The organism is Nitrosomonas europaea (assembly GCF_900167395.1).
GTDB classification, from domain to species: Bacteria; Pseudomonadota; Gammaproteobacteria; order Burkholderiales; family Nitrosomonadaceae; genus Nitrosomonas; species Nitrosomonas europaea.
In genome coordinates this window covers 30,815-52,797 of sequence record NZ_FUWK01000013.1, presented here as the reverse complement: position 1 = coordinate 52,797, position 21,983 = coordinate 30,815, and the positions used below count along the sequence as shown (strand labels likewise).

The following is a 21,983-nucleotide window of genomic DNA, read 5'->3' as shown; positions in this document are numbered from 1 at the left end:
GGGTAATCCCACCTCTTGGCAAGACCTGCTGTCAGATCAAATCTGAACTACTACACCTCATCATTGCAAATGTAGTGAAGTCATCCATTTTTCTATGATAAACATCCGGGCTCTGTTCTGAGCCCGGATATTCGTTTTAAGGAAATGCCGGAACCTTGGGTTCTGTTCGCATCACCTCGATTTGCGGTAAATGCTGTTTCACCCGATCTTCAATTTCATCGACTCGATTGACTGGCACATCCGCCAGTACCAGCAGTTTTCCTGCTTCGATTTCCTCCTCAAATTCTTTAATGCGCCGATTGCCGATGGTCATACCGATCATGCCACTTACCCACGACCCGACACCGGCTCCCGCCAGTGTGGTTGCCAGCAGAATGCCGCCGGCAATGACTGCTGATGCAGGTGGCAGCGCAACGGCTACCAGCCCGGCAAGCAGCCCTGTGGCGCCACCCAGTGCAATTCCCTGCTGAACAGCAGGAACAAAATCAGTTTTCTGCAGCAGGTTGGCTTCCGGCAAATCTTCCAGCGGCGTACCACGTTTTGCGATCACATGAATATGCCTCTCTTCAATCTTTGCCAGAAGCAAATCATCAACAATTTTTCGGGTAGTAACGATCTCTGGAACCAAAAAGTATATGCGTCTCATGATGCCCTCCATTTAGAACTGCTCAGTCAAGAACGAAAGAGTAGTGACCTACTCTTCTGGTGGAAGCACTTTTGATCAATACGATTACTATTTTGACTATTTTATGTTTGAGTCATAATCAGCCCAAAAATTTTGTCATGATTTTATTTTTTAATAATCTGGCAACCCGGCGATGTGTCCCGGCTGACTTTCTTTCAGGTATTCATGATCATTCTTACCAGATTAAGCATTCCTTTACCCTGAATATAGGGATCACGGGCCAGGTCGGTGCAATACTGCAGCAGCAGTGCCTTGACGCGATCCGGATAGCCAATTGAGTTCCCACGCTCCGTGTGAGAATGCAGCCCGCCTCGCTCCAGCGAGGCATATTTACCAGCTTACAAATCAAAGATGATCATTAAAGCTGCTTTGATAGGATCCTTGTATCTATTTTCAAGCCTGCCTTGTTTTTTTCCAATGCGTGAAATATCAACCGCGCGTAATTGCTTGAGGTTGATATGACGATCCTTATCCAGACCATTTTTTTCTGTGGGCTCCAGATTCACTGCAAATGGCCAGGGTTTATGCTGAAGGAGCAAAGGGGCAACTATCACTGTTCTGGATTGAACGTTAACCAGGTCACTTTGAATAATTACACATGGCCTTAATTTTCTTGTTTCCGCACCCTTTGTCGGTTCAAGATCGATCCAGTAAATATCCCGCTGCTTGAAATCAGTCATTGGCTAATCCATCTGACAGCGTACTTTCCCATGCCTGTAATTTTTCCTGGTAGTTTGTATCTTCTGCCTCTTCCTGATTCGCTTTGCGTAGCGCTGCCTGCAGGAAATTTTTGCGATCCTGTTTTAAGAGCTGATTAACATAGGCGCTACGATTACTACTTGCAACATCGTTCAGAAAAGCAAATGTTTCTGCGTCGAGCGTAATAGTCACTCTATGAGTCATGGTATTCCTCATACTATTTATTAATCTACATAGTCATATTTTATAGTAATACTCATAGGTATGTGATTAGACGCTTAAAAAACCTCTGAAAAACTACCTGCGTTGCCATTTCTGCGTTAAAAACGCAGCTTAAAATGCCCATTTATTATGTTATTGAGTGGCCAAAATATGGCCTCGCTCCAGCGGGGCATATTGGCCGCCGGAGCGGCAACACACGGGTTATCTTAATAATCAGACAACCCAAGAGCGACCTGGCCGGCTCTTGCTCAGGTATTCATGATCATTCTTACCAGATTGGGCATCCCTTTACCCTGAATGTAAGGATCACGAGCCAGGTCGGTACAATGCTGCAGCAACAGTGTTTTGACGCGATCCGGATAGCCGATGAACTCCCGTCTGGCGGAAAGAAAAGCTGCAAACAATCCCGAAACATGCGGGGTAGCCATACTGGTACCACTCATCTCGACATACGCATTACGCATGGTGAGCTTGCTTTTCGGCCACTGATGGCGTGCCGAGAGAATATTCTCACCCGGGGCAACCAGATCCGGTTTCATGCGTCCATCGGCAGTCGGGCCGCGTGAGGAGAAATAGGAAATGCCATAGGTATGCGGATTGGTTTTGTGCACCGAGCCAACAGAAATGGCTTCCTCCAGATTGGCCGGATCACCGATGGAAAGATCCATGTTGGCTGGTATCACACCACTGGCGGAATCGAGCAGCGCGTAACCCTCATTGCCAGCCGCGAGACATACCAGTACTCCCTGACGCCACAGGCGTCGCAGTTCCTGACACAGTGGCGTATGACCGCAACCGAAAACACTGGGATCGAAATTGCCGCCCAGGCTGAGATTCACACCATGGATGACCAGTTTACCGGCACGTTCATTCAGTTCTGCAATGGTATCGAGCGCCTTGATGATGAAAGCATCTTCTCCATTACCGTTGTCCTTGAGCACCTTGAAACCGTAAAGCCTGGCCTCGGGTGCCATTCCCTGCAGCAGGATTTCAGATTTATCCTTTTCATCGTGCGGTAAGGTCAGCGTGCCTGCAATGATGGCGGCAACGTGGGTACCGTGGCCATGACCATCCAGTGTGCCAAACCCGCTGTCGCCGAGTCTCAGTTCCCTGGGGCTGCCACTGCCGGTGCAATCCCACTGTGCGACCACATTGTTGTGTTTTTTGAAATGCGGGTGATCAGCAGCGATTCCGGTATCGAGCACGGCCCAGGCGATATTCTGGCCACAGGCACCATAACCCAGATTGGCCGGGCGCACCTGGATCGTGTGTGCCGATTGGTGCAGCAGCGTACGCTTGAGCGCATTACGCCACACGCGATCGATTTTCAATGTACTGCAGTGCGAACGTAATTCCTCGATTTCACTCCGGGTCAGATCCGCCGAGATGAAACGGCGCATAAGCTGGATGCGCCCTTCTTCGGGTTCAGCGTTGTTGAAAATCAGGACATTCTTTATCAGGTTACTGAGGCGATCACGCACCTCATCCAGCGAGGTGGCATCATCGTCATCTGAAACCAGTTGAATCAGTGTCGGGTGTCTCTGCTCACGGTGGCCATCCTCGATATTGTCGACCAGATCTTTCATCAGGATATTGCGACCCACCGGATTGCTGAAGGTAGGACCTGCTGTCTCACGCACAGCCTGACGCACGATATCGAGTGAAAGATAACCCGTACCCGAATGGGGATTGGATGCCCACTCAGGATTTATCATCAAACCGGCGTGATTCTCGATCTTCACACCGTGACTGTTAGGCTGATAATCGTTACCAAGATCTGAATCAAGTGCGACGGGATCGAGGCGTTCAGCCACATTCAGCCAGCGATCGACACATTCCGGCACGGCAAGCGGTTTGCCGGAACCGATCTTGCCAAGCACATCCTGCGCTTCCTGAATACCGAGGGGTGAACCGATAGTGATGAACAGGCGTACGTCACAGTCAGCTTTTTTCAACTGGCGCAGTACATGATAGGCGATCATCGAGCCCTGGCTGTGAGCAACCACGATGAACGGGCCACCGCCGACATCCAGACGATCACGCAGCGACTGTTCCATCACGTTGCGCTTGTGCTCATCGAAAAAGAAATCCTGCACATCCTTGAGGAACAGTTTGGTAATACGGCGGGTAATCCACAATCGCACACTCTCTGGCAGAGGCAGTACCTTGACATTGACACCGCCGGGCTGCTTTTCTCCTGCGCGCAGACGTTCTTCCAGTGCGGCCATGATTTTGCGCTCGGCCGCACTCAGTTTGATTTCCGGCTCCAGCTCGTTTTCCTGCAGCGCCTGTACCCCCATTCCACCTGCATCCTCCGGCAGCGTATCCTTGTCGGCACAACTGGCGTCCTTGGGTTTGGGGTAACGATTACGATCCACCCAGTACGCCATGCGGGTGCGATCTCCCATGGGTGCACCAAACAGTGCCGTATCCCATTGGCATTTCAGGATCGATGCCACGGGTTTGTTTCCTATGCCATGGATATACACGATCGTACCGACTTCCGGTGAACTGCCTTCCTTGTTCAAGATCGATGGAAATTCGGCAGATTTAGTGCTGGCTGCAGAACGGGAAAATTGAGCAAAAGGACTGATGTGTTCGACGCCGGGTTGTCTGGTCTTTCCAGTACCAGCTGATTTGCTGCCGGATGATTTGCTGCTGGTGGAACGGGAACTCCGTTTTTCTGTGGCCATGTTTTTTCTCCTTGACTGAATAGTCCCGCTTTCTGTCAGATCGATTCTGATCGTGTATCTGATCCGACTATGTCAATCAAATAATACTCTCTGCCTGTTGCAGAAAACAGATTATTTCAATTCGTGCGGGAGAAGAAAACGATGGCTCGGATAATGGCCAAAACAGCTCAGGTGATGATTGTCAATATCACGATCATTCGATCGGCCGGTGTGACGGGCGACTGATGCGTGCAGTTTCAGCTTCTATCCATGCTTCCGCCTGTGCCATCAGCTCGCCTGCTTCGATGCCATCCGGATGAATCGGATGGCCGATACTCAACGTGATGGTGCCGGGATATTTGATGAAGGAATTTCTGCCCCAGAATTCCCCGGCATTGTGCGCCACCGGTACGACCAGCGCACCGGTATGCACAGCCAGCCAGGCGCCACCAATGCGGTATTTGCCTTTTTTGCCAGGGGGAATGCGCGTACCTTCGGGGAAAACGACGATCCAGAAATTCTGCTGCAACCGTTCCCTTCCCTGCTCTACGATCTGCTCCAGCGCTGCTTTGCCGGCACTGCGGTCGATCGCGATCGGGCTGGTCATGGCAAGCCCCCAGCCGAAGAATGGAATGCGCAGCAGTTCTTTTTTCAGCACCCATACCTGCGGTGGAAAAATCTGCTGCAAGGCCAGTGTTTCCCAGGCGGACTGGTGCTTGGAAAGGATGATCGATGGCTGATCCGGGATATTTTCCCGTCCCAGCACTTCATAACGCAGGCCGCAGATGGTACGCAGCATGAACAGCATCAGCCGGGTCCAGCCATAAGTGACTTGATAGCGGGAATGAGGAGGCAACGCGAAACACATCAGCGTAAACAGCGCATACGGCGGTGTAATAATTGCCTGCAGCAGCATGTAGATCAGAGAACGCAAACCGGCCATTACACTGCCTCTACTTCGAGGCTGTCTGCCACTGCTGACAAATCCGGATAGATTTGCGTACCTGCTGGCAGATTACCCTCCGCCAGGGTGACCTGGCCCTTGCCGGTCAACACCAGCACGGGAATGGCGCCCACTTTGGCAGCCGCCTGCAGATCGCGCAAAGAATCACCCACCGCAAGTACATGGCTGAGTTCAATGCCGTAGCGTTGCCGGATCTCCTTGAACATGCCGATACCCGGCTTGCGACAGCTACATTTGTCATGCTGAGTGTGCGGGCAGAAAAACAGGGAATCGATCCGCCCGCCTTCCTGCTGCACGGCGCGCAGCATCCTGTCGTTGATCGAATTGAAGGTCGTCATGTCGAGCAAACCGCGCCCGATGCCGGATTGATTGGTGGCAGTCACCACCCGATAACCGGCATGAGTCAGCCGTGCAATCGCCTGCAGGCTGCCAGGAATGGATTTCCACTCACCGGGTGCTCTGATATAGGTTTCACTGCCATAATTGATGACGCCGTTCTGGTCGAGAATGATCAGTTTCATTTCCGGGATACTCAGGCAGCTAACCGGGAAATATCCGCGACGCGGTTCATCGTCGCCTGCAATGCCATCAGCAGGGCCAGGCGATTGCGTCGCAATGCCTCATTCTCATCATTCACCATTACCTGATCGAAAAAGGCATCGACCGGTGCTTTCAAGGCCGCCAGAATTTGCAGGGCAGTCACATAATCACCGTTTTGAAAAGCTTGCCTGGCATCGGATTCAATTTCGGACAAGGCGCGATACAGAGTGATTTCAGCTGACGCCTGCAAACAGGCTTCATCGATAGCGACAGTTGCATCACATTCCGATTTTTTGAGGATATTGCCGACCCGTTTATTGGCCGCCGCCAGACTGGCTGCCTCGGGCAAGGCGGCAAATGCACGCACCGCCGCCAGCCGCCGGGGGATTTCACACAGCAGTGAAGGCCGCAGATTCAGAACAGCTTCCACTTCCTGAGCCGTGTAACCCTGATCACGCAGGCTGGCGGCAAGACGATCGTAAAAGAAATCCTGCAACTGTCCCACCAGTTGCGGCGTTACCGGACGCGCATGACCCGGCCCCGAATCCTGTTTTCCAATCATTTCATCCTGCAATACATCAGCCGCGCGTGAAATCAGCACATCCAGCCCGATCGGCAGATTTTTTTCGATGAGGATACGGATGACGCCCAGTGCATGCCGCCGCAGTGCGTAAGGATCTTTGTCACCGGTCGGAAGCTGGCCAATACTGAACAGACTGATCAAGGTTTCCAGTTTATCGGCCAGTGCCACGCAAATTCCCGCCATACTGCGCGGTAACACATCTCCGGCAAAGCGGGGTTTGTAGTGATCCTCGATGGCAAATGCAATCGTTTCATCCATTCCCTCGAATCGGGCGTAATAACGTCCCATGATGCCCTGCAGCTCGGGAAATTCTCCGACCATATCGGTCAGCAGATCGGCCTTGGCCAGCATCGCGGCCTGATCCGCCTGACCGGCCAGGTTATCGTCACCCAGCAGCCGTCCGATGATTCGTGCCAGTGTCTGCACATAGCGGGTTCGCTCCCCTTGTGAACCCAACTGGTGATGGTAGATCACCTTGTCCAGATCGGGCAGGCGTGAAGCCAGCGTACGCTTGCGATCGTGATCGAAGAAGAATTTTGCATCCGCCAGCCGCGAGCGGATCACCCGCTCGTTACCCGAGATGATCTGCCCCGGATCAGCCGGCGTGATATTGGCAACGATCAGAAACTGGTTGGTCAGTTTTCCATCGGTATCCAGCAGAGGAAAATATTTCTGGTTGATTTTCATGGTCGAGATCAGGCATTCCTGCGGCACTTCCAGAAAATCTGTCGGGAATGCTCCCATCAGGATATTGGGATACTCCACCAGTGCAGTGACCTCATCGAGCAATACCTCATCGCTGATACAACGCAATTGCACTGCACTCGCGGCAGCCTCCAGCCCTTCCCGGATCCAGCTGCGGCGCCTGTCAAACCCCGGAATCACAGCCCCTTCCGTTTCCAGTAGGGAAGCATAGCGATCTGCATGATCGATGATCAGCTCGGTCTGTTTTACTTCAAAACGATGTCCGCGCGTAGTATTCCCGGCAGTCAATCCAAACGCGCTGACCGGTATGATTTTCTGCCCGTGCAATGCAATCAGTCCGTGTACCGGCCGCACGAAATGCACATTCTCCCAGCCGTCATCGAGCTGATAGGTCATGACTTTGGAAACGGGCAGTTGCCGAATGGCATCCTCCATCGCCTTCTGCAAACCCGCTGCCAGCAGAATTCCAGTAACGTTCTGTTCCAGGAACAGCATTTCCGCCTTACTCTCCTGCACCCGTTTGAGCGCAGAGGCATCGACATTTTCCATACCCAGCGCAGCCAGTTTTTTATGTAATGCCGGCGTTGGCTGCCCTTGTGCATCCAGCCCGACGGTAATCGGCATCAGTTTGAGCGCTACGACCTGATCCGGTGCCTGAGCAGGAATGGCGGTCAGATGCACCGCCAGCCGGCGGGGGGAAGCAAAGGCAGTCAGGATAGTATCCGGTGTAGTCAGATTCTGGCTTTTCAGGCTGTCGGCAATGACGGCGGCAAAAGCATTGCCCAGTTTGTCGAGTGATTTGGGTGGGAGTTCTTCGGTCAGGAGTTCGATCAGTAAATTTTCGATCATCATGCCGACTCCGCCTGATTCAGAATCTGAGCGACCCACTCACGTGGTGCCAGCGGAAACGGTGGCTGCAGACGCAAGCGGCTATCGTAATAGGCTTGTGCCACGCGGCGCGACAGATTGCGGATACGGCCAATGTAGGCTGCACGTTCGGTTACTGAAATCGCACCGCGCGCATCCAGCAGATTGAAGGTATGCGCAGCCTTCAGTACCTGCTCATAGGCGGGTAATGCCAGTTGTGCATCGATCAGCTGATTGGCTTGTGCTTCCAGTTTATCGAAAGAAAGCAGCAGAAATCCGGTATCGCTGTATTCGAAATTGTAGGTGGACTGTTCCACTTCATTCTGGTGATAGACATCGCCATAGGTCAGCCCATCCGTCCAGGTCAGATCGAACACGTTTTCCACTCCCTGCAGATACATGGCAAGACGTTCCAGCCCGTAGGTGATTTCCCCCGTGATCGGCCGGCAGTTGATCCCGCCCACCTGCTGAAAATAAGTGAACTGGGTCACTTCCATACCATTCAGCCAGACTTCCCAGCCCAGCCCCCAGGCACCGAGTGTGGGATTCTCCCAGTCATCCTCAACCAGGCGCACATCGTTCTGCTGCAAATCCAGCCCCAGTATCTGCAACGAACGGAAATACAGATCCAGAATATCGTGTGGTGCGGGTTTCAGTACAACCTGAAACTGGTAGTAATGCTGCAGGCGGTTGGGATTATCGCCATAGCGGCCATCCTTGGGACGGCGGGAAGGCTGCACGTAGGCAGCACGCCAGGGTTCCGGCCCGAGTGCCCGCAGAAAGGTTGCGGTATGGCTGGTACCGGCACCGACCTCCATATCGTAAGGCTGCAGCAATGCACAACCCTGCTGCCCCCAGTATTGCTGAAGGGTAAGAATGATTTCCTGAAAAGTGGGAATAGACATGTTACGACGGTTTAGCGATGGGTTGATAGCGGCCTGATGATGAACCGGGCCCATTCTACAGAGTTTTGCGTCTCCCGGAAAATGCCGCCAGGCTGCCGGCCAGCAACAGCAGGCCAATCAACGCAAATACGAGACTGTTTCCGAATCGAACATAGGGAGTAGCACCGCCAAAACCCTGTGCAGTGCTGTGCAAACCGGCAGTGGTAAACATATCCAGCTGCTCCAGCACTCTGCCTCGCTCATCGATGATAGCGGTCACGCCAGTATTGGTCGCCCGCAACATGTAACGACCTGTTTCCAGCGCGCGCATCTGCGAAATCTGCAGATGCTGCCGCGGACCGATCGAGCGGCCAAACCAGGCATCATTACTGACATTGACCAGCAGGCTGGCCTGCGGCAGCTGCATGATGATTTCCTCACCAAACACATCTTCATAGCAGATATTGACGGCCACCTGCTGCCCGGCCAGATCCAACGGCTGCTGATCCAGTCCTCCACGCGAAAAATCAGACAGCGGAATGTGCAGCACGTCGATGATCCAGCCAAATACCGGCTTCAGCGGAATATATTCCCCGAACGGAACCAGATGGTATTTGCGATAACTTTGCTCCGGCGAAGTACCGAAACTGAACATGGTGTTGTAATAGCCATTGTCGGATGAAGAACGTTCCGCCATGCCGATCAGCAAATCACCCTGGCGGGAGCGGGCATGTTCAGCCAATAACGCCAGATAGTCCTGTGGCGCCTGTTCGTAAAACAGGGGAAACGAAATTTCCGGAGTAACGATCAACCTGCTCGGGCTTTCCTGCACCAGTTCAGCATAAATCTGCATGGTAGCTGCAAGATGTTCCGGTTGCCATTTCATATTCTGTGGAATATTACCTTGCAGCAAACTGACCGTCACCGGCTCTCCTTCCGGCTGCGTCCAGTGAATCTGCTGCAAACCAAAACCAATGAGCCAGACACTTCCCAGCCCCAGCCAGAAACGGTGGCTCTGTCTGTTCTCCAGCCAACAGGCAAGCCAGGCTGCACTCAACATCAGCAGCAACGACAAGCCATACACCCCGATCACCGGAGCAAACCCCGCCAAAGGACTGGCCGGTGCCTGCGAATAACCGACTGTCAGCCACGGAAAACCGGTAAACAGAGTACCGCGCAACCATTCCGCCAGCGCCCAGAGTGCCGCTACCATCCCCGGCCATGCCCAGGATGCACGAAAATGCCGGAAAGCGGTGATCCATCCGGTCAACGCAGGAAATAATGCAAGATAAGCGCACAGGATTATCAGCGCCAGTACCGCCAGCGCGGGCTCCATATGGCCAAAATCATGCAAACTGACGTAAAGCCAGGTTACACCCGCACCAAACAGGCCCATGCCAAAGGTAAATCCAGTCAGCGCAGCCTGGCCAGGTGTCCTGCTCCTGCGCCAGAGCAGAGCAAGCAACGCCAGCGTGACCACCGGAATCGGATAAAGATAAAAAGGCGCAAAACCGGAAACCGTTGCCACACCCAACGCAAATGCAGCAATCAGTCTGAAATAACCGTTCAATATATTCACACTTCTATCGGATCAAGAAAAATCGGAGCAGAAAAGTAATCTACCGCAGCCAGGAAAATGAGCTTAAGAACCTGTTCAGGATCTCGATCAAGGAATGCAGTGCAAGGCAAAATTGGACGCAAAAGCGGAGCATACTCGAAGTATGTGAGTATGTTGAGTTCAATTTCAACGCCGCAATGCGTCCTTCAGTGAGATATTAAACAGGTTCTTTTATTGACTGCTCAGCCCGGTAATGATCTTATAAGGAAGATACAGCAAGGCGTACACGATAAACAGGTAAGCAATGAAAGCGAAGGGATTTTCACGAAAACTGTCGAGCACCGTTTTGTGTTTCCCCTCCTGTTTGAGTCGGGCATATTCCTCACGAACATGTGCACTGCGCTCCGCCTGGTAGACATCCAGCAATTCCCTCGCTTGTGAATACTGCGTCTCATCGCGTACCCACAGTGCCGGCAGAGAAATCCCCCAGTTACCGGCAGAAGTCTCATAAAAATCGATCTGGTGCGCGCTCAGCAGCGCCCGTACTTCTTCTGCTTCATCATCCGGTACGTTTCTCAGCTTGAATAACAGTTTCGACATCGGGTAACGGAATTTCGTGGATAAAACCCAAATTCTCCAGCAAAATCGGAGCGCAGTAAAATCCGCGTTGCAAAAGGCTGATAAATTATCTGAAATCCCTCGCTGATCCGGCGCACGTGGCAGCAAAGCACGGCAGAAGGCGTAGCCGCCCAGCAAGGCTGGTGGCGATGCGAGAAGCGACTATTGGATCGACAGAGGCACGCACGGTTGCCGGATACGGAGGTGCCGACAAACGCAATCGGATCAGAACCGGTACGTCAGGTTGGCCAAAATCCGGCGCGGCTCGCCATAGGTGAAGGTTCCCCACGAACCCTCGTAGTATTGCTTGTCGAACAGGTTATAGATGTTGGCCTGCACTGACAGTGATTTGTTGAGCTGGTAGCGCGCCATCAGCCCCACGGTGGCGAAAGCCGACTGGCCGACGTTCTCTTGCAGGCCGGTGGCAGGGTTCGCACGCCAGTCAGGCATGTCGTTCTGCCATTCAACATTGCCACCGATGCTGAGGCCGTTTAAGGCACCAGACAGATCATACTTGGTGAACAGCTTGAGCATACGTGACGGATACCGGAATGCAACGCGCTCACCTTCACGGTTCTTGGCCGAGAACTGTGTCCAGCTCAGGCTGACATCCCAGCGCGGGAGAATCCTGCCCGTGATTTCCAGTTCGTAGCCTTCGCTCTTCACCCCTTTTTCGGCACGGTATGCCCACTCGGTGGTGCCGGGCACCAGCGTGCCGCCATCAAGCACGCCGAAGTTCTCCTGCTGAATGCGAAACACGGATGCCGAGGCGTAGAGATTGCCATCAAAGAACTCGGATTTGAGGCCTGCTTCATAGCTCTGGCCTTCGAGCGGATCGAGATAGCCGCCGTTGCGGTCGCGCAAGTTCTGTGGCGAGAAGATGCTGGTGTAGCCGGCATAGGCGGTCAGATGGGTGCTCAGGTCGTACAACACGCCAAGATACGGCGTGAAGACGGCAGATTCACGCATTTCGTAGGGGGGTGCCCCCCACATGGCGGTGATGTCGCGGTCGAAGCGGGTGACGCGTGTGCCGACGATCAGCTTGAGCGGGTCGCTCAAGTTCAAGCGCGCGGCAGCGTAGGCGGCTGACTGGGTTTCGGTCTGTCCACGACCGACATACGTCGGGCCATAAACCGGCTCGGGATAGGAGCCGTCCCAGTGATTAAAATCGCCGACCGGCGCGGGGTCGCCGATCTGATCCGCCGAATCCCAGCCGCTCTTGCCGTGCATGTGCACCGCGCCAACCATCAGTTCATGCGTGCGACCGAACAGCTCGAAGGGACCGCCAGCCTGGATATTGATCTGGTATTGTCGCGGCTTACCCCGGTAGTAGTATGGCCACGCACTCATGCCCAGGCCGGTAGTGCGATCTGGCAGTCCTCCGAACCAAAGCAGATTGGTGACTTCCTTGGCGCGCAGGTACTGGGCGTTGACCTGAATCGACCAGCCGCCATCGAAGTAATGATCGAGCGACGCGAACACGCTCTGCAAGTGATCATCCCACCGATGCCATTTGGCCGCCGTAGTCTTGGAACGGTCCCACTCAGTACGTGTGCCGTCAGCATACCAGACCGGCAGGCCACCCCAATAGGTTCCCTTGCGCTCGTTGCGCTGATCGCTGAAGCCCAGGCTCAGACGCGTGCGGTTGCCGAGGTCAGCATCGACAATGCCGTAGAACACCGTAGTTCGAGTCTGCTCGAAATCGATAAAGCCGCCCTGATCGCGGTAATTGGCCACCACGCGGGCACGCACCGAACCGTCGGTATTCAACGGTGCGGTGAGGTCGGCCGTGGCGCCGTAGCGGTTCCAGGAACCTGCCTCCAACATGAGATTGCCGGTGAACACCTTGTTGTTTGCATGCTTGCGCACGAGGTTGATAGTCGCCCCCGGATCGCCCGCGCCGGAGCGCAAGCCGGTGGCGCCGCGTACCACCTCGATACGGTCGTAGATCGCGATGCTGGCGTTGTCGATGTCCATATTGGCATCGAGGATCGTCGGTACGCCGTCGATCTGGAAATTGGTAAGGCTGAAGCCGCGCACGGTAGTGCCGCCACGACCACGATCAATCGCCTTGTATGAAACACCGGGTGCGTTGCGCAACGCCTCGGCCACTGACACCAGCCTTTGATCCTCGATACGCTGATGCGTGATGACGCTGACCGATTGCGGTGTTTCACGCGGCGACAGCACCAGCCCGGTGACCGTGCCCATGCTGCGCGTGGTGTAGCTGCCCGTGCCTTCGGTGGTACCATCATCCATGCCCTGCGCCGTCACCTTCATCTCGACCAGCGTAGTCACGCCGGACTCCGCTGCAGGCATCCGTCGGATGATGACTTCCGTCCCCTGGATATCCGCCTTCAGTCCGCTGCCGGCCAGCACCCTGTCCAGCGCCTGCCGTGGCGTCAGGCTGCCCGATACGGCTGGCGCCTGCTTATCTTCCACCAGATCGGGATGCACCATCAACTGCAAGCCTGCCTGCCAGGCCAGCTCATTCAGCGCGGCGCCCAGTGACTGCGCGGGCAGAGAGATAGGCATAGCGGTAGACGTCTGGGCATGAGCTGGCGAAACGATGAATACCAATGACGGCAAGGCCAGTGCAGCGGCCAGGGCGAGCGGGGTGAGTCGCGGCATGAATGAGATCTCCACAGTAGAAAAAATGAGGTTTCTACGTGTGCTGACGCACGAGCCGCCAATGTGTTGAGGTCGCCGCCTGAACTTCCTTCAATTTTTTTGTGATCAGATCCGCCCAGGGCTGCTCAAACCCTCAGTTGCGGTGCGATGAGCGGCTGGCCTCAGCCGCCGGGAGCAGCAATGATTTCCGTTTGTCCGTCTCTCGTGCTCAACTGCACCGGCAGGACCCGAGGCAAAGCCCGGGCAAAGGCGCCGATCTGCCGCAGATCAAAGCTGCCATTGACCTTTAGCGCGGCGACCGCTGGATCACGGATGACGAGGCCAGTGTCGCCATAGCGTTCGAATTCAGCCAGCGCCTGCATCAGCGGAGTACCGCTGAAACTGACGCGCCCTTCGCGCCAGGTGGCGGCCGGGGCATCATCGCGATTCACCGGCCCGAGCGCACCCGCCGCATCAGCAATGATGGACTGGCCCGCGCTGAGTTCGACAGATGAGCTGCTATCCATTTTGTGCGCCGCCGAGCGGCTGGCGACGCGCACACGCCCTTCTTCCACCACCACGCTGACGCTGCCCTCGGCACCGAGCCCGCTGCGCGTGCGCCGCACCGAGAAACGGGTGCCGACCACGGTGATACGGGTACCACCCGTGAGCACATCGAAGGGCTGGTCGGGATTGGACTGTACGGCGAAGAGCGCTTGTCCGTCAGTCAGACGCACCTCGCGCCGCTGGCGGTACAGGGCAACTTCGGCCCGAGTGGCGGTATCCAGCCACAGGGTACTGCCATCGGGCAGATTCACTTTTTTCTGCTCACCACGTGCCGTGGCAAACGACTGCTGGAAGGTGGGCTGGTGCTGCCAGGTGCTCCAGCCATACCAGCCGACGCTCACCACGCTGAAAGCCACGGCTGCCGCCGTGATCTGGGGCACGAAGCGGCCCAGGCCGATCAGCCAGGAACGACGGCCGGGGGAGGCCGGCTGAATAGACGATGAGGGCCGAGGATGATGCTGAGGCTCGGGTGCCACTGGCACCGGAGTAGGTATCGCGACCGAAGGCGGCAACGCGGTACCGGCTTTATGTGACGGTAGCCCGGCCTTGAGCGCCACGACGCCTTCGTCGGGCAATTCATCCATGCGACTCCAGACGTCTTCCACTTGCGCCAATGCTCTGGCGTGTGCCGGATCGGCGGCCAGCCATTCCTGAAGCTCGGCTTCTTCCTCGGGTGTGAGCCCGTCCTGGCGGCGTACCACCCAGCCGGCAGCAGCCGCGTCGAGTGGGTCTTGCCCCGCGATGAACTCGGCAAAGTCGCGCGCATCTGCCTCCTCTTGCGGATAAGATGCTGGTGGTGTGTCGGGCCTGGCAGCAGGGCGGTTGGGAACGGGCTGGTTCATGTGGAAAGTTTGAGCTCCTTATTAGTGTAGACGAACGAGAGTTTGATCAGTTGAGATCTGAAGGCGGTGATCCGGATTTTGCCTGCAATGCGGCTCATGGGGGGCTTGATCAGAGGTTCCTTTACTCCGCTGGCTTGCTGGCGAGTACGACGCGGCCGTGAAAACGGTCGTCGCAGGCCTTGCAGACCAGCACGCCACGGATGATATGCTGAGCCACCATGTTGCGGGAGATGCCCATTTTTTCGGCTACTTCCTGGTGGGACAGGCCATCGAAACGATTGAGGATGAAGGCCTCGCGGCAGCGCCGGGGTAAGCTTTCAATAGCCGCGTAGAGGGCCTGCGCATACCGGCTGAATGCCAGTACCTCCTCGGGCTGCAGGTGCCTGGGAGCCAGGGGTTGCTCTTCTTCCAGCAGTGTGTCCAGGCTCAGATGCATGCGGACTTCGGCGCGGCGGTGCTGGTCAATCAGCAGATTGCGCGTGGTACGGAACAGCAGCGCACGCGGGTCCGCGATGGCGGCGCCGGAACGCTGGGCCACCAGGAAGCGCGTGTAAGCCTCCTGCACCAGATCAGCCGCAGCATCGCGATCTTTCAGGGTGCGGGCGCAGAAATTCAGCAATTCCTTATAGTAGTCGGTAACTGTCAACATAGCTGTCACTGATTTTAAAAATCTCAGGCCGTCCGCCTGAGTATTAATTCTGAAGTTGCGAGAGTTGGAGATGTTTTCTCAGAGTTGAGGTAACAGGGCTTGAATATTGGTGGACACGGTGGCGTCAGACACCAGACATAAATCGGTATGAATGCTGTTATCCAACATGACAATCAACAAGAATGAGAATGCTTATTATTCTATCGGGCTGATAAAAACGAATCTACCCGTGGTTTTGATATAGGACGAATATGGTCGGGAGCGAATGAGCCTCTGATTTTGCAGACGGACTGCAGTGTTGGTTCGTGATGAAGGAAACAACCACCGGCTTTAGTCGGTGGTTGTTTAGTGAATGCAATTGGGTATTAGAGGGGTGGTCTGACCCTGAGCTCCGGTTCCGGTTTTGGAATCGGTTTGAATGGGATATTGTATTTCTGATTATTCATCACTGTTGCCAATGCATTTAATGCGGCTACTATAATTTTGTATGCCTCCCTTTCCTGCTGAGTCATTGGCTCTTCATAGCCAGGTGGAGGAATCAGCTTGCCGTTATCATCCGTTGCGCAGCTCAATTTCTCCAGTAAATCCTCCATTCTGGTTGCATACTTACAGTCATCACCGAGTGCTTCCACCAGATTTGGCACTCGCGCTTTCATCATCTTGAGGAGATTATTGAATCGAACAAAACGGTGCTCATCCCAGCCAACCGCTACATTTCCATTGGAAGATGCAAAACGCTGGATCAGCTCATTGGCAGCCTCCTCCCCTCGCTCAGCAAGATCCTCGATGATGTGGGGCTCCATATTCAGGTTCATACCGCCTTCTCCATCCTCGAGCCTGACGCGAGCGACACGATCTCTGAAACCGGGCATAAGCCTGACGGTATTGTCGTTCCAGTTCTGCATCGTATTGATAATGGCACTGATAAATCCCCCTAATATGCCAGCAGGTTCGGGTTTTTCCGCAAACAGGCTCCAGGATTCCTCATAGCCTTCATCGTACCTGGACGGTAAATAAAACTTTTTCCGATTTCTCATTATTGCGGGTTCTAAATGAATCCCGAATGTAGGCCAAACTGGAACCAGACCATCAAAAAGGTGGATAGGAAAATTTGAACTGATTCCTCCATCTGAAAACCAGCACCGGCGAAACTTCCGCTCATCCGTGAGATCACGATCTACAGCATATAAGGGAATGGCTGAGATCAGGAATGGAAAAGCAAGACTCATCCGGGTAGCCAGCACCACGGGAAAATGCTCTGGTTCTGGCAACTCAAGCATATCCTTTCCATCTTCTTTCGACTTTGCAGGAGATTTCTCCACCATCCACTGCACCACTTCCGGAGGAAAGTATTTCTCCATTTCTGCTTCAGTAAAATACAGGGGTTCGTGACTTCTGAATCGACTTTCTCCAGTTTCCGGCTCGGCCAAAGGGAAGACGTAAGGTCGTCCATGAGCAAGATTGGTTGAAAATACCTGAAGATCGATAGAACGTTTTCTTACTCCTTCCGGTATCGATCGCCACGTCGGGGGAAATCCTTTTGCATCCCACAGGTCACCAAATGTCAACGGTTTATCCTTGGCATCTCGCCCGGCTGCCTTTTGAATCTTGCTGTGCAGCCAGGGTGTCAGGGCCTCGATATTTTTCTCCTCGGACATCCCGTTGCATAATCCGAATCCATTGGCGACCACTTTCCCGGTAATGTCCGAGTAAACCCAATAACCTATGCTGAGTAGCAGTGCTATAACCAGCAGCAAGAATGCAGCCAGCCATGCCCCGCTTTGAGCAACTGCCAAAGCCGACTATCATCGAAAGTACAGTCGCAGGCCAATACGCTATCAGTAACCCCTGGAATAGACTGAACCACCGGTTTTTTGTGCTGCTTTTGTTCAGTGTTCTGACCAATACCGCAAATAACCGGCGTGTCGCTGGCTGCGGTTGAAACAGACTGAGAAGCTTGTATTTACCCTTTTTTATCTCACTTCCCAATTCCTCGGGAAGACTGCCAAGCAGATTGAAACCTTCGCGAGAACCATTGTTTTCACGGCGTTGATATTCGGCCGCCGCAGTAATTGCCGCTGCGATTGCACCGGCCGAAGTGCCTCCAATCCCTCTGAATCGATAATGCTCCGATAGCCGCCTGATCGCGCGTGGATAGACCACCCCGCTCGTGATCCCTCCCTTCATGACCAGATCACAAAAACGATCTGCTGGCGGTTCGTGGGTTTCGGTGTCACTGGTATCATTTGGATTCATCATGCACCTCCAATTATTTTCATTTACAGATCAGAACATGGAGAAGTAGTACTCTCTACCCGGTTCTTGCCCATCAGTTGCAACTGATTTCGCAAAATATTCCATCTGGGTTTCCCAGATTACTCTTTCTGATGCTGATCAGCATTATTTTGATTGACTCAAGAGATACAACGAGGTGAATCATCTGTGATGACTGACGCAAGTCAGGCATCACTTGCGATCCCCTCACAGCCGGGCTGGCCATCGGTACGCGGGCGGATCAGTATTCTCCAATGGAAGATGAGGTGCAGGCTGAAGGCTGTGATCCAGCATGCGCTTGCAGCCACGATTGCGAGACTGGCTTCGATCTGGTCGAAATTCATCATTGCACGCAGTACAGCTGCGCCGGCAATCAGCGTAGCAGCGATGGGAACCCATAGCCGTTTGTCGGGCTCGATGCCAGCATGAATACGTCCGGCAATGTTCATCACGGCAAACACGGCCAGTCCCAGCGCACCGACCAGCAGCAGGTGACGACCGGCACTGACCCAGGCAGTCTCCATGAGAATCGCCGCACCGATCACCGCATACCCCAGCGCCATGAACCAGTAGACCAGGTAGAGCATGAAGGCCCAGCGCTGCAGCAAGGCGCGGCCGATGTGCCAGTCATTGGTCAGGTTGAACAGGGCCGCCGCCGCTGCCAGTGCAATCCAGCCCGATACCGGGTGCTGCAGTGCGACAAATTCGGCCAGTGTATAGAGCAAAATACAGAAGATCGCCAGGTTGCGCCGTGGCGGCCGGGCAAGATAAGCAGTACCAGTTTCGCCGACCTGGCTCAGTGCAGTGTTGACGATACGCATCGAGATACGGCTCATTGCAATGACGATGAGCGCCATCATCAGCCCTGTTATCACGAGCAGCCAGCGCATCGGGTAAGTACCGGTCAGCGTATCGAAATAGAATCCGCCTGTTGCCACGATCACCGCAAGCAGTATCCATAAAAAGGATAGATGGCGGCGATTCGCGTCACGCCACAGGCGTGGTGCGATGATGGCAGCCAGCATTCCCAGCAGCCCGAGGTCGGCGATCATTGCGACAATCGTCCCGGCCGGGACGATCGGAATGGCGAACGCGACACGTCCCGTGATCCATAAAATGAGCAGTATGAATACATGATGGCGCTCGATCATGCGGGTCGAAGTGAATTCAGGAATCGCTGTAAGTACAAAGCCAGCGACCGATGCCATTGCAAAGCCGGTCAGCATTTCATGGGCATGCCAGACGACAGGGCCATTCGGTGTCAAAGGCAGCGGCATGCCGAGAGTGAGAAACCCGACCCATGCCGCGACAGCGATCACAGCGGTAGCTGCAGTCAGCAGGAAGAACGGCCGGAAGCCGCATTCGAACAGTGCGGCAAACGGACCCGAATGGATGAATTTCAGCATGGCAGCTCCTGCCTGGTCAGCAACTCGGATTTTATCGGAGCCAGTCTGAAGCTCGTCCGTACCGCGCTATCCTGCAGCAGTTCAGCTGTCATTTTGTAGACGAAGGCATCATCCCGTTGCATGGCCGGAAGATCGATTCTGAAGCGGTGAACGATACGACCTGGAGACGGCGCCATGACCAGAATCGTGTCAGACAGGCGGATGGCTTCCATGAGGTCATGCGTAATCATCAGTACGCCCAGGCTGCAAGTATTCAAGTGATGCAGCAACAGTGCATACAACTCGGCCTTGAGGCCGATATCAAGCGCGGAGAACGGTTCATCGAGCAACAGCAAATCGGGCATGATTGCCAGCGCCCGTGCGAGTGCGACGCGGCTTTGCATGCCGCCGGACAACTGATGGGGAAACTTGCCAAGATCCTCGTGGGCGAGACCAGTCTGCAAACCGAGCATTCGTGCACGACGGGTGCGCTCGTCACGCCCAGTACCAGCTGCCTTGAGACCCAGCGCAATGTTATCGAGCGTGCTTTTCCATGGCAGCAGGCGCGGTTGCTGAAACATGCATGCCGGATTGTTAAAACTGCTGATAATCTGGCCGGTACGTACCGGCATGAGGCCGGCACAAAGATGCAGCAGCGTGGTTTTGCCGCAACCTGATGGACCGACCAGTGCCACTACTTCGCCACTGGTGACATCGAGATCGATAGCTTCGAGGATGGTCTGGAGTGCGAACTTATGTCCAAGCCCGCGTACTTCCAGGTGTGCCGGCGCGTGTACTGCAGTCGTCACACAGCTACCCTCCAGCGTTCGATTTCCCGTTTGATCGGTTCAAGCAGAAGATATTCGACAGCAAGCAGCAGCCCTACTACGGCAGTGATCCATGCCAGCGTCGCAGCAGTATCGAGGTGTGAGCGGCTGACAGCAAGGGCGGCGCCGACACCGTCGCTGGATGCAAGCAACTCAGCCATCACGACCACTTTCCACGAGATGCCCAATGCTGTGATCCAGGCGGGAAACAGATAGGATACGACATGCGGCAGCACGATATCGGTGAAGCGCATCAATGGCGGCAGACGGTAAGCTGTAGCGACATCCCCGAGTTGTCCGTCGAGTGTGCGTGCCCCCAGCATTGCACCGACGAATACAATCGGCATACATGCGACGAATACGGTAAATATCGGAGTACCATCGCCGTTGCCAAACCACAGCAGCGCAAGTACCAGCCACGCAATCGGTGGCGTGCCGATCAATACGGTGACGATCGGCCGCGACATCATCAAAGCAGTCATCGATAGTCCGGCCACAAGCCCGAGTGTACTGCCCACCGCCAGTGCCGCGCCGAATCCGATCAGTGCACGACGCGCAGTAATCGTGAGCTCCTGCCATGCGCTACCCTCAGCGATCAATCCGGCCAGTGTCTGGAAGGTGATCCGGGGATTGGGCAGGATCAGTTCACCGTAATACAGACCGGCCCATTCCCAGACGGCGAGAAACAGCATCAGGCTCGCGATTGCCCCCCAGCCGCTCCACAAATAGATCAGGAACGATTTCAACCCGCTGCGCAGCAGAATCACGGCGAACCGTGCCCGTAAAAATCATCATCGGGCATGCGTCCCCCGATTACGGCGGGATTACGGTGCATCAATGTTGTGAAAAGAAATTCCAGTTCGTTACGTGCGGCTGCAGCGGGTACGGCTTCCAGCGGACTGACAGCGATTGCATCACTGACTGCTTCAGCGCTGAGCATATCGGTATAGGTAGCGACGAGCCGTCCGCATTCGAGGGCATTTGCCTGACACCATGCGAGTGAGTTGCGGTAGGCATCGTGGATACGTGCGATCAGGTCTGGATCATGACGTATCGTGCCCATGGCGACGATACCGGCCTGCGGGATACGCGGTGCACGTTCCAGTACACGTCCCCATTCAGCCTGCAGATCGATCGAACGATGCAGTTCAGGTGCAATGACACTGATCGGAAATGATTGTGTGCGGCGCAGCGCCATCGATACAGCTGGTTCGGCAAGCAGAGCGTGATCGATGCGGCGCGCAATCAGTAACTGCATCGCATCCATCGGTGTTGCTACATAGCGCAGTTTGAAGTCGTGGCGCGGATCCAGCCCCTGAGCTTCGCTGATCAGTCCGAACAGCAGATCAGGCATGTCGGCGCGAAACGGAATTGCAATTTCCTCACCCTTCAGATCAGCCAGTGTTTCCAGTTTGTCACGGCGCGAGACCAGCCACAGAATTCCCCAGGTCGATACGTTGATCAGCTCAAGGTCAGTACCGCGGTTGTACAGGTTTGCCGCGACGTTGGTCGGCATGGCAAGTACATCAGCCTTGTTCTTGAGTGCAAGTACACGCAGTTGATCGGGATCCCGCCAGGAGACGAATTCGACTGTCTCGGCCAGATCAGCCAGGGTGCCTGACTCGACCATGTGGATCAGTGGAAATGATACGGCCGCCAATGGTCCGGCCAGCACGAGATGGGGTCTTCGTTCGGCATGCACTGACAGGACTGTAAGAGCCATGAGCACAGCGACGAGTATTTGTATCATTGTTCTCATGTCAGCAATCTCCTGGAAGCATCAGCACACCCGAATGGCGCGATGCCGGGAAACGATACGCAGCCCTTTCCTG

Annotated in this window: 18 protein-coding genes and 1 pseudogene; all 19 read right to left on the bottom strand. The window is 54.8% G+C overall.

What is annotated here, in order from left to right:
- Positions 1 to 136 precede the first annotated feature (136 nt).
- A complete protein-coding gene (locus tag B5D58_RS05985; protein WP_011111768.1) occupies positions 137 to 646 on the bottom strand; it encodes a hypothetical protein in 510 nt (169 codons plus the stop codon).
- Between the two features lie 377 nt (positions 647 to 1,023).
- A complete protein-coding gene (locus tag B5D58_RS05975) occupies positions 1,024 to 1,365 on the bottom strand; it encodes a type II toxin-antitoxin system PemK/MazF family toxin (RefSeq protein WP_011111770.1) in 342 nt (113 codons plus the stop codon).
- Positions 1,358 to 1,588, bottom strand: coding sequence for a type II toxin-antitoxin system MazE family antitoxin (gene mazE, locus B5D58_RS05970; protein WP_041356688.1), 231 nt, complete (start codon positions 1,586 to 1,588; stop codon positions 1,358 to 1,360). The genes B5D58_RS05975 and mazE overlap by 8 nt, the downstream gene beginning before the upstream one ends.
- Before the next feature lie 266 nt (positions 1,589 to 1,854).
- The gene (locus tag B5D58_RS05965; RefSeq protein WP_011111772.1) at positions 1,855 to 4,299 is read right to left on the bottom strand and encodes a S8 family peptidase; all 2,445 of its coding nucleotides are present in this window, start codon (positions 4,297 to 4,299) and stop codon (positions 1,855 to 1,857) included.
- A 193-nt stretch (positions 4,300 to 4,492) separates the two neighbouring features.
- On the bottom strand, positions 4,493 to 5,221 hold the full coding sequence (locus tag B5D58_RS05960) for a lysophospholipid acyltransferase family protein (protein ID WP_011111773.1): 729 nt from the start codon (positions 5,219 to 5,221) through the stop codon (positions 4,493 to 4,495).
- Positions 5,221 to 5,763, bottom strand: a complete 543-nt coding sequence (gmhB, locus tag B5D58_RS05955) for a D-glycero-beta-D-manno-heptose 1,7-bisphosphate 7-phosphatase (RefSeq protein WP_011111774.1) — start codon at positions 5,761 to 5,763, stop codon at positions 5,221 to 5,223. Before gmhB ends, B5D58_RS05960 begins: the two co-directional genes overlap by 1 nt.
- Before the next feature lie 11 nt (positions 5,764 to 5,774).
- Positions 5,775 to 7,922, bottom strand: coding sequence for a glycine--tRNA ligase subunit beta (gene glyS / locus B5D58_RS05950; RefSeq protein WP_011111775.1), 2,148 nt, complete (start codon positions 7,920 to 7,922; stop codon positions 5,775 to 5,777).
- Positions 7,919 to 8,842: a glycine--tRNA ligase subunit alpha gene (locus B5D58_RS05945; protein WP_041357143.1), complete on the bottom strand. Its 924-nt coding sequence runs from the start codon at positions 8,840 to 8,842 to the stop codon at positions 7,919 to 7,921. Before B5D58_RS05945 ends, glyS begins: the two co-directional genes overlap by 4 nt.
- A gap of 55 nt (positions 8,843 to 8,897) precedes the next feature.
- The gene (gene lnt, locus B5D58_RS05940) at positions 8,898 to 10,391 is read right to left on the bottom strand and encodes an apolipoprotein N-acyltransferase (protein ID WP_011111777.1); all 1,494 of its coding nucleotides are present in this window, start codon (positions 10,389 to 10,391) and stop codon (positions 8,898 to 8,900) included.
- Between the two features lie 219 nt (positions 10,392 to 10,610).
- On the bottom strand, positions 10,611 to 10,979 hold the full coding sequence (locus B5D58_RS05935) for a DUF6164 family protein (protein WP_011111778.1): 369 nt from the start codon (positions 10,977 to 10,979) through the stop codon (positions 10,611 to 10,613).
- A gap of 243 nt (positions 10,980 to 11,222) precedes the next feature.
- On the bottom strand, positions 11,223 to 13,628 hold the full coding sequence (locus tag B5D58_RS05930; RefSeq protein WP_011111779.1) for a TonB-dependent siderophore receptor: 2,406 nt from the start codon (positions 13,626 to 13,628) through the stop codon (positions 11,223 to 11,225).
- Between the two features lie 161 nt (positions 13,629 to 13,789).
- A complete protein-coding gene (locus B5D58_RS05925) occupies positions 13,790 to 15,016 on the bottom strand; it encodes a FecR family protein (RefSeq protein ID WP_011111780.1) in 1,227 nt (408 codons plus the stop codon).
- A gap of 121 nt (positions 15,017 to 15,137) precedes the next feature.
- A complete protein-coding gene (locus B5D58_RS05920; RefSeq protein WP_011111781.1) occupies positions 15,138 to 15,665 on the bottom strand; it encodes a sigma-70 family RNA polymerase sigma factor in 528 nt (175 codons plus the stop codon).
- A gap of 365 nt (positions 15,666 to 16,030) precedes the next feature.
- Complete coding sequence (locus B5D58_RS05915; protein WP_234989014.1) at positions 16,031 to 17,461, bottom strand: patatin-like phospholipase domain-containing protein; 1,431 nt, start codon at positions 17,459 to 17,461, stop codon at positions 16,031 to 16,033.
- Between the two features lie 112 nt (positions 17,462 to 17,573).
- A pseudogene (locus tag B5D58_RS14430) lies at positions 17,574 to 17,852 on the bottom strand (patatin-like phospholipase family protein); the annotation flags it as partial.
- A 272-nt stretch (positions 17,853 to 18,124) separates the two neighbouring features.
- Positions 18,125 to 19,345 carry an NnrS family protein gene (locus B5D58_RS05905; RefSeq protein ID WP_011111782.1) on the bottom strand — a complete coding sequence of 407 codons (1,221 nt, stop codon included), beginning with the start codon at positions 19,343 to 19,345 and terminating at the stop codon, positions 18,125 to 18,127.
- Entirely contained in the window at positions 19,339 to 20,133 is a 795-nt protein-coding gene (locus B5D58_RS05900) for an ABC transporter ATP-binding protein (RefSeq protein WP_011111783.1), read from the bottom strand. The genes B5D58_RS05905 and B5D58_RS05900 overlap by 7 nt, the downstream gene beginning before the upstream one ends.
- The gene (locus B5D58_RS05895) at positions 20,130 to 20,918 is read right to left on the bottom strand and encodes an ABC transporter permease (RefSeq protein ID WP_011111784.1); all 789 of its coding nucleotides are present in this window, start codon (positions 20,916 to 20,918) and stop codon (positions 20,130 to 20,132) included. The genes B5D58_RS05900 and B5D58_RS05895 overlap by 4 nt, the downstream gene beginning before the upstream one ends.
- Entirely contained in the window at positions 20,915 to 21,910 is a 996-nt protein-coding gene (locus tag B5D58_RS05890) for an ABC transporter substrate-binding protein (protein WP_011111785.1), read from the bottom strand. The genes B5D58_RS05895 and B5D58_RS05890 overlap by 4 nt, the downstream gene beginning before the upstream one ends.
- Positions 21,911 to 21,983: the final 73 nt, after the last annotated feature.

Excerpts from the sequence above, each read along its gene's own strand:
- B5D58_RS05985 (WP_011111768.1), bottom strand. The coding sequence starts at position 646 with ATGAGACGCATATACTTTTTGGTTCCAGAGATCGTTACTACCCGAAAA.
- B5D58_RS05975 (WP_011111770.1), bottom strand. The coding sequence starts at position 1,365 with ATGACTGATTTCAAGCAGCGGGATATTTACTGGATCGATCTTGAACCG.
- mazE (WP_041356688.1), bottom strand. The coding sequence starts at position 1,588 with ATGACTCATAGAGTGACTATTACGCTCGACGCAGAAACATTTGCTTTT.
- B5D58_RS05965 (WP_011111772.1), bottom strand. The coding sequence starts at position 4,299 with ATGGCCACAGAAAAACGGAGTTCCCGTTCCACCAGCAGCAAATCATCC.
- B5D58_RS05960 (WP_011111773.1), bottom strand. The coding sequence starts at position 5,221 with ATGGCCGGTTTGCGTTCTCTGATCTACATGCTGCTGCAGGCAATTATT.
- gmhB (WP_011111774.1), bottom strand. The coding sequence starts at position 5,763 with ATGAAACTGATCATTCTCGACCAGAACGGCGTCATCAATTATGGCAGT.
- glyS (WP_011111775.1), bottom strand. The coding sequence starts at position 7,922 with ATGATGATCGAAAATTTACTGATCGAACTCCTGACCGAAGAACTCCCA.
- B5D58_RS05945 (WP_041357143.1), bottom strand. The coding sequence starts at position 8,842 with ATGTCTATTCCCACTTTTCAGGAAATCATTCTTACCCTTCAGCAATAC.
- B5D58_RS05935 (WP_011111778.1), bottom strand. The coding sequence starts at position 10,979 with ATGTCGAAACTGTTATTCAAGCTGAGAAACGTACCGGATGATGAAGCA.
- B5D58_RS05930 (WP_011111779.1), bottom strand. The coding sequence starts at position 13,628 with ATGCCGCGACTCACCCCGCTCGCCCTGGCCGCTGCACTGGCCTTGCCG.
- B5D58_RS05925 (WP_011111780.1), bottom strand. The coding sequence starts at position 15,016 with ATGAACCAGCCCGTTCCCAACCGCCCTGCTGCCAGGCCCGACACACCA.
- B5D58_RS05920 (WP_011111781.1), bottom strand. The coding sequence starts at position 15,665 with ATGTTGACAGTTACCGACTACTATAAGGAATTGCTGAATTTCTGCGCC.
- B5D58_RS05905 (WP_011111782.1), bottom strand. The coding sequence starts at position 19,345 with ATGCTGAAATTCATCCATTCGGGTCCGTTTGCCGCACTGTTCGAATGC.
- B5D58_RS05890 (WP_011111785.1), bottom strand. The coding sequence starts at position 21,910 with ATGAGAACAATGATACAAATACTCGTCGCTGTGCTCATGGCTCTTACA.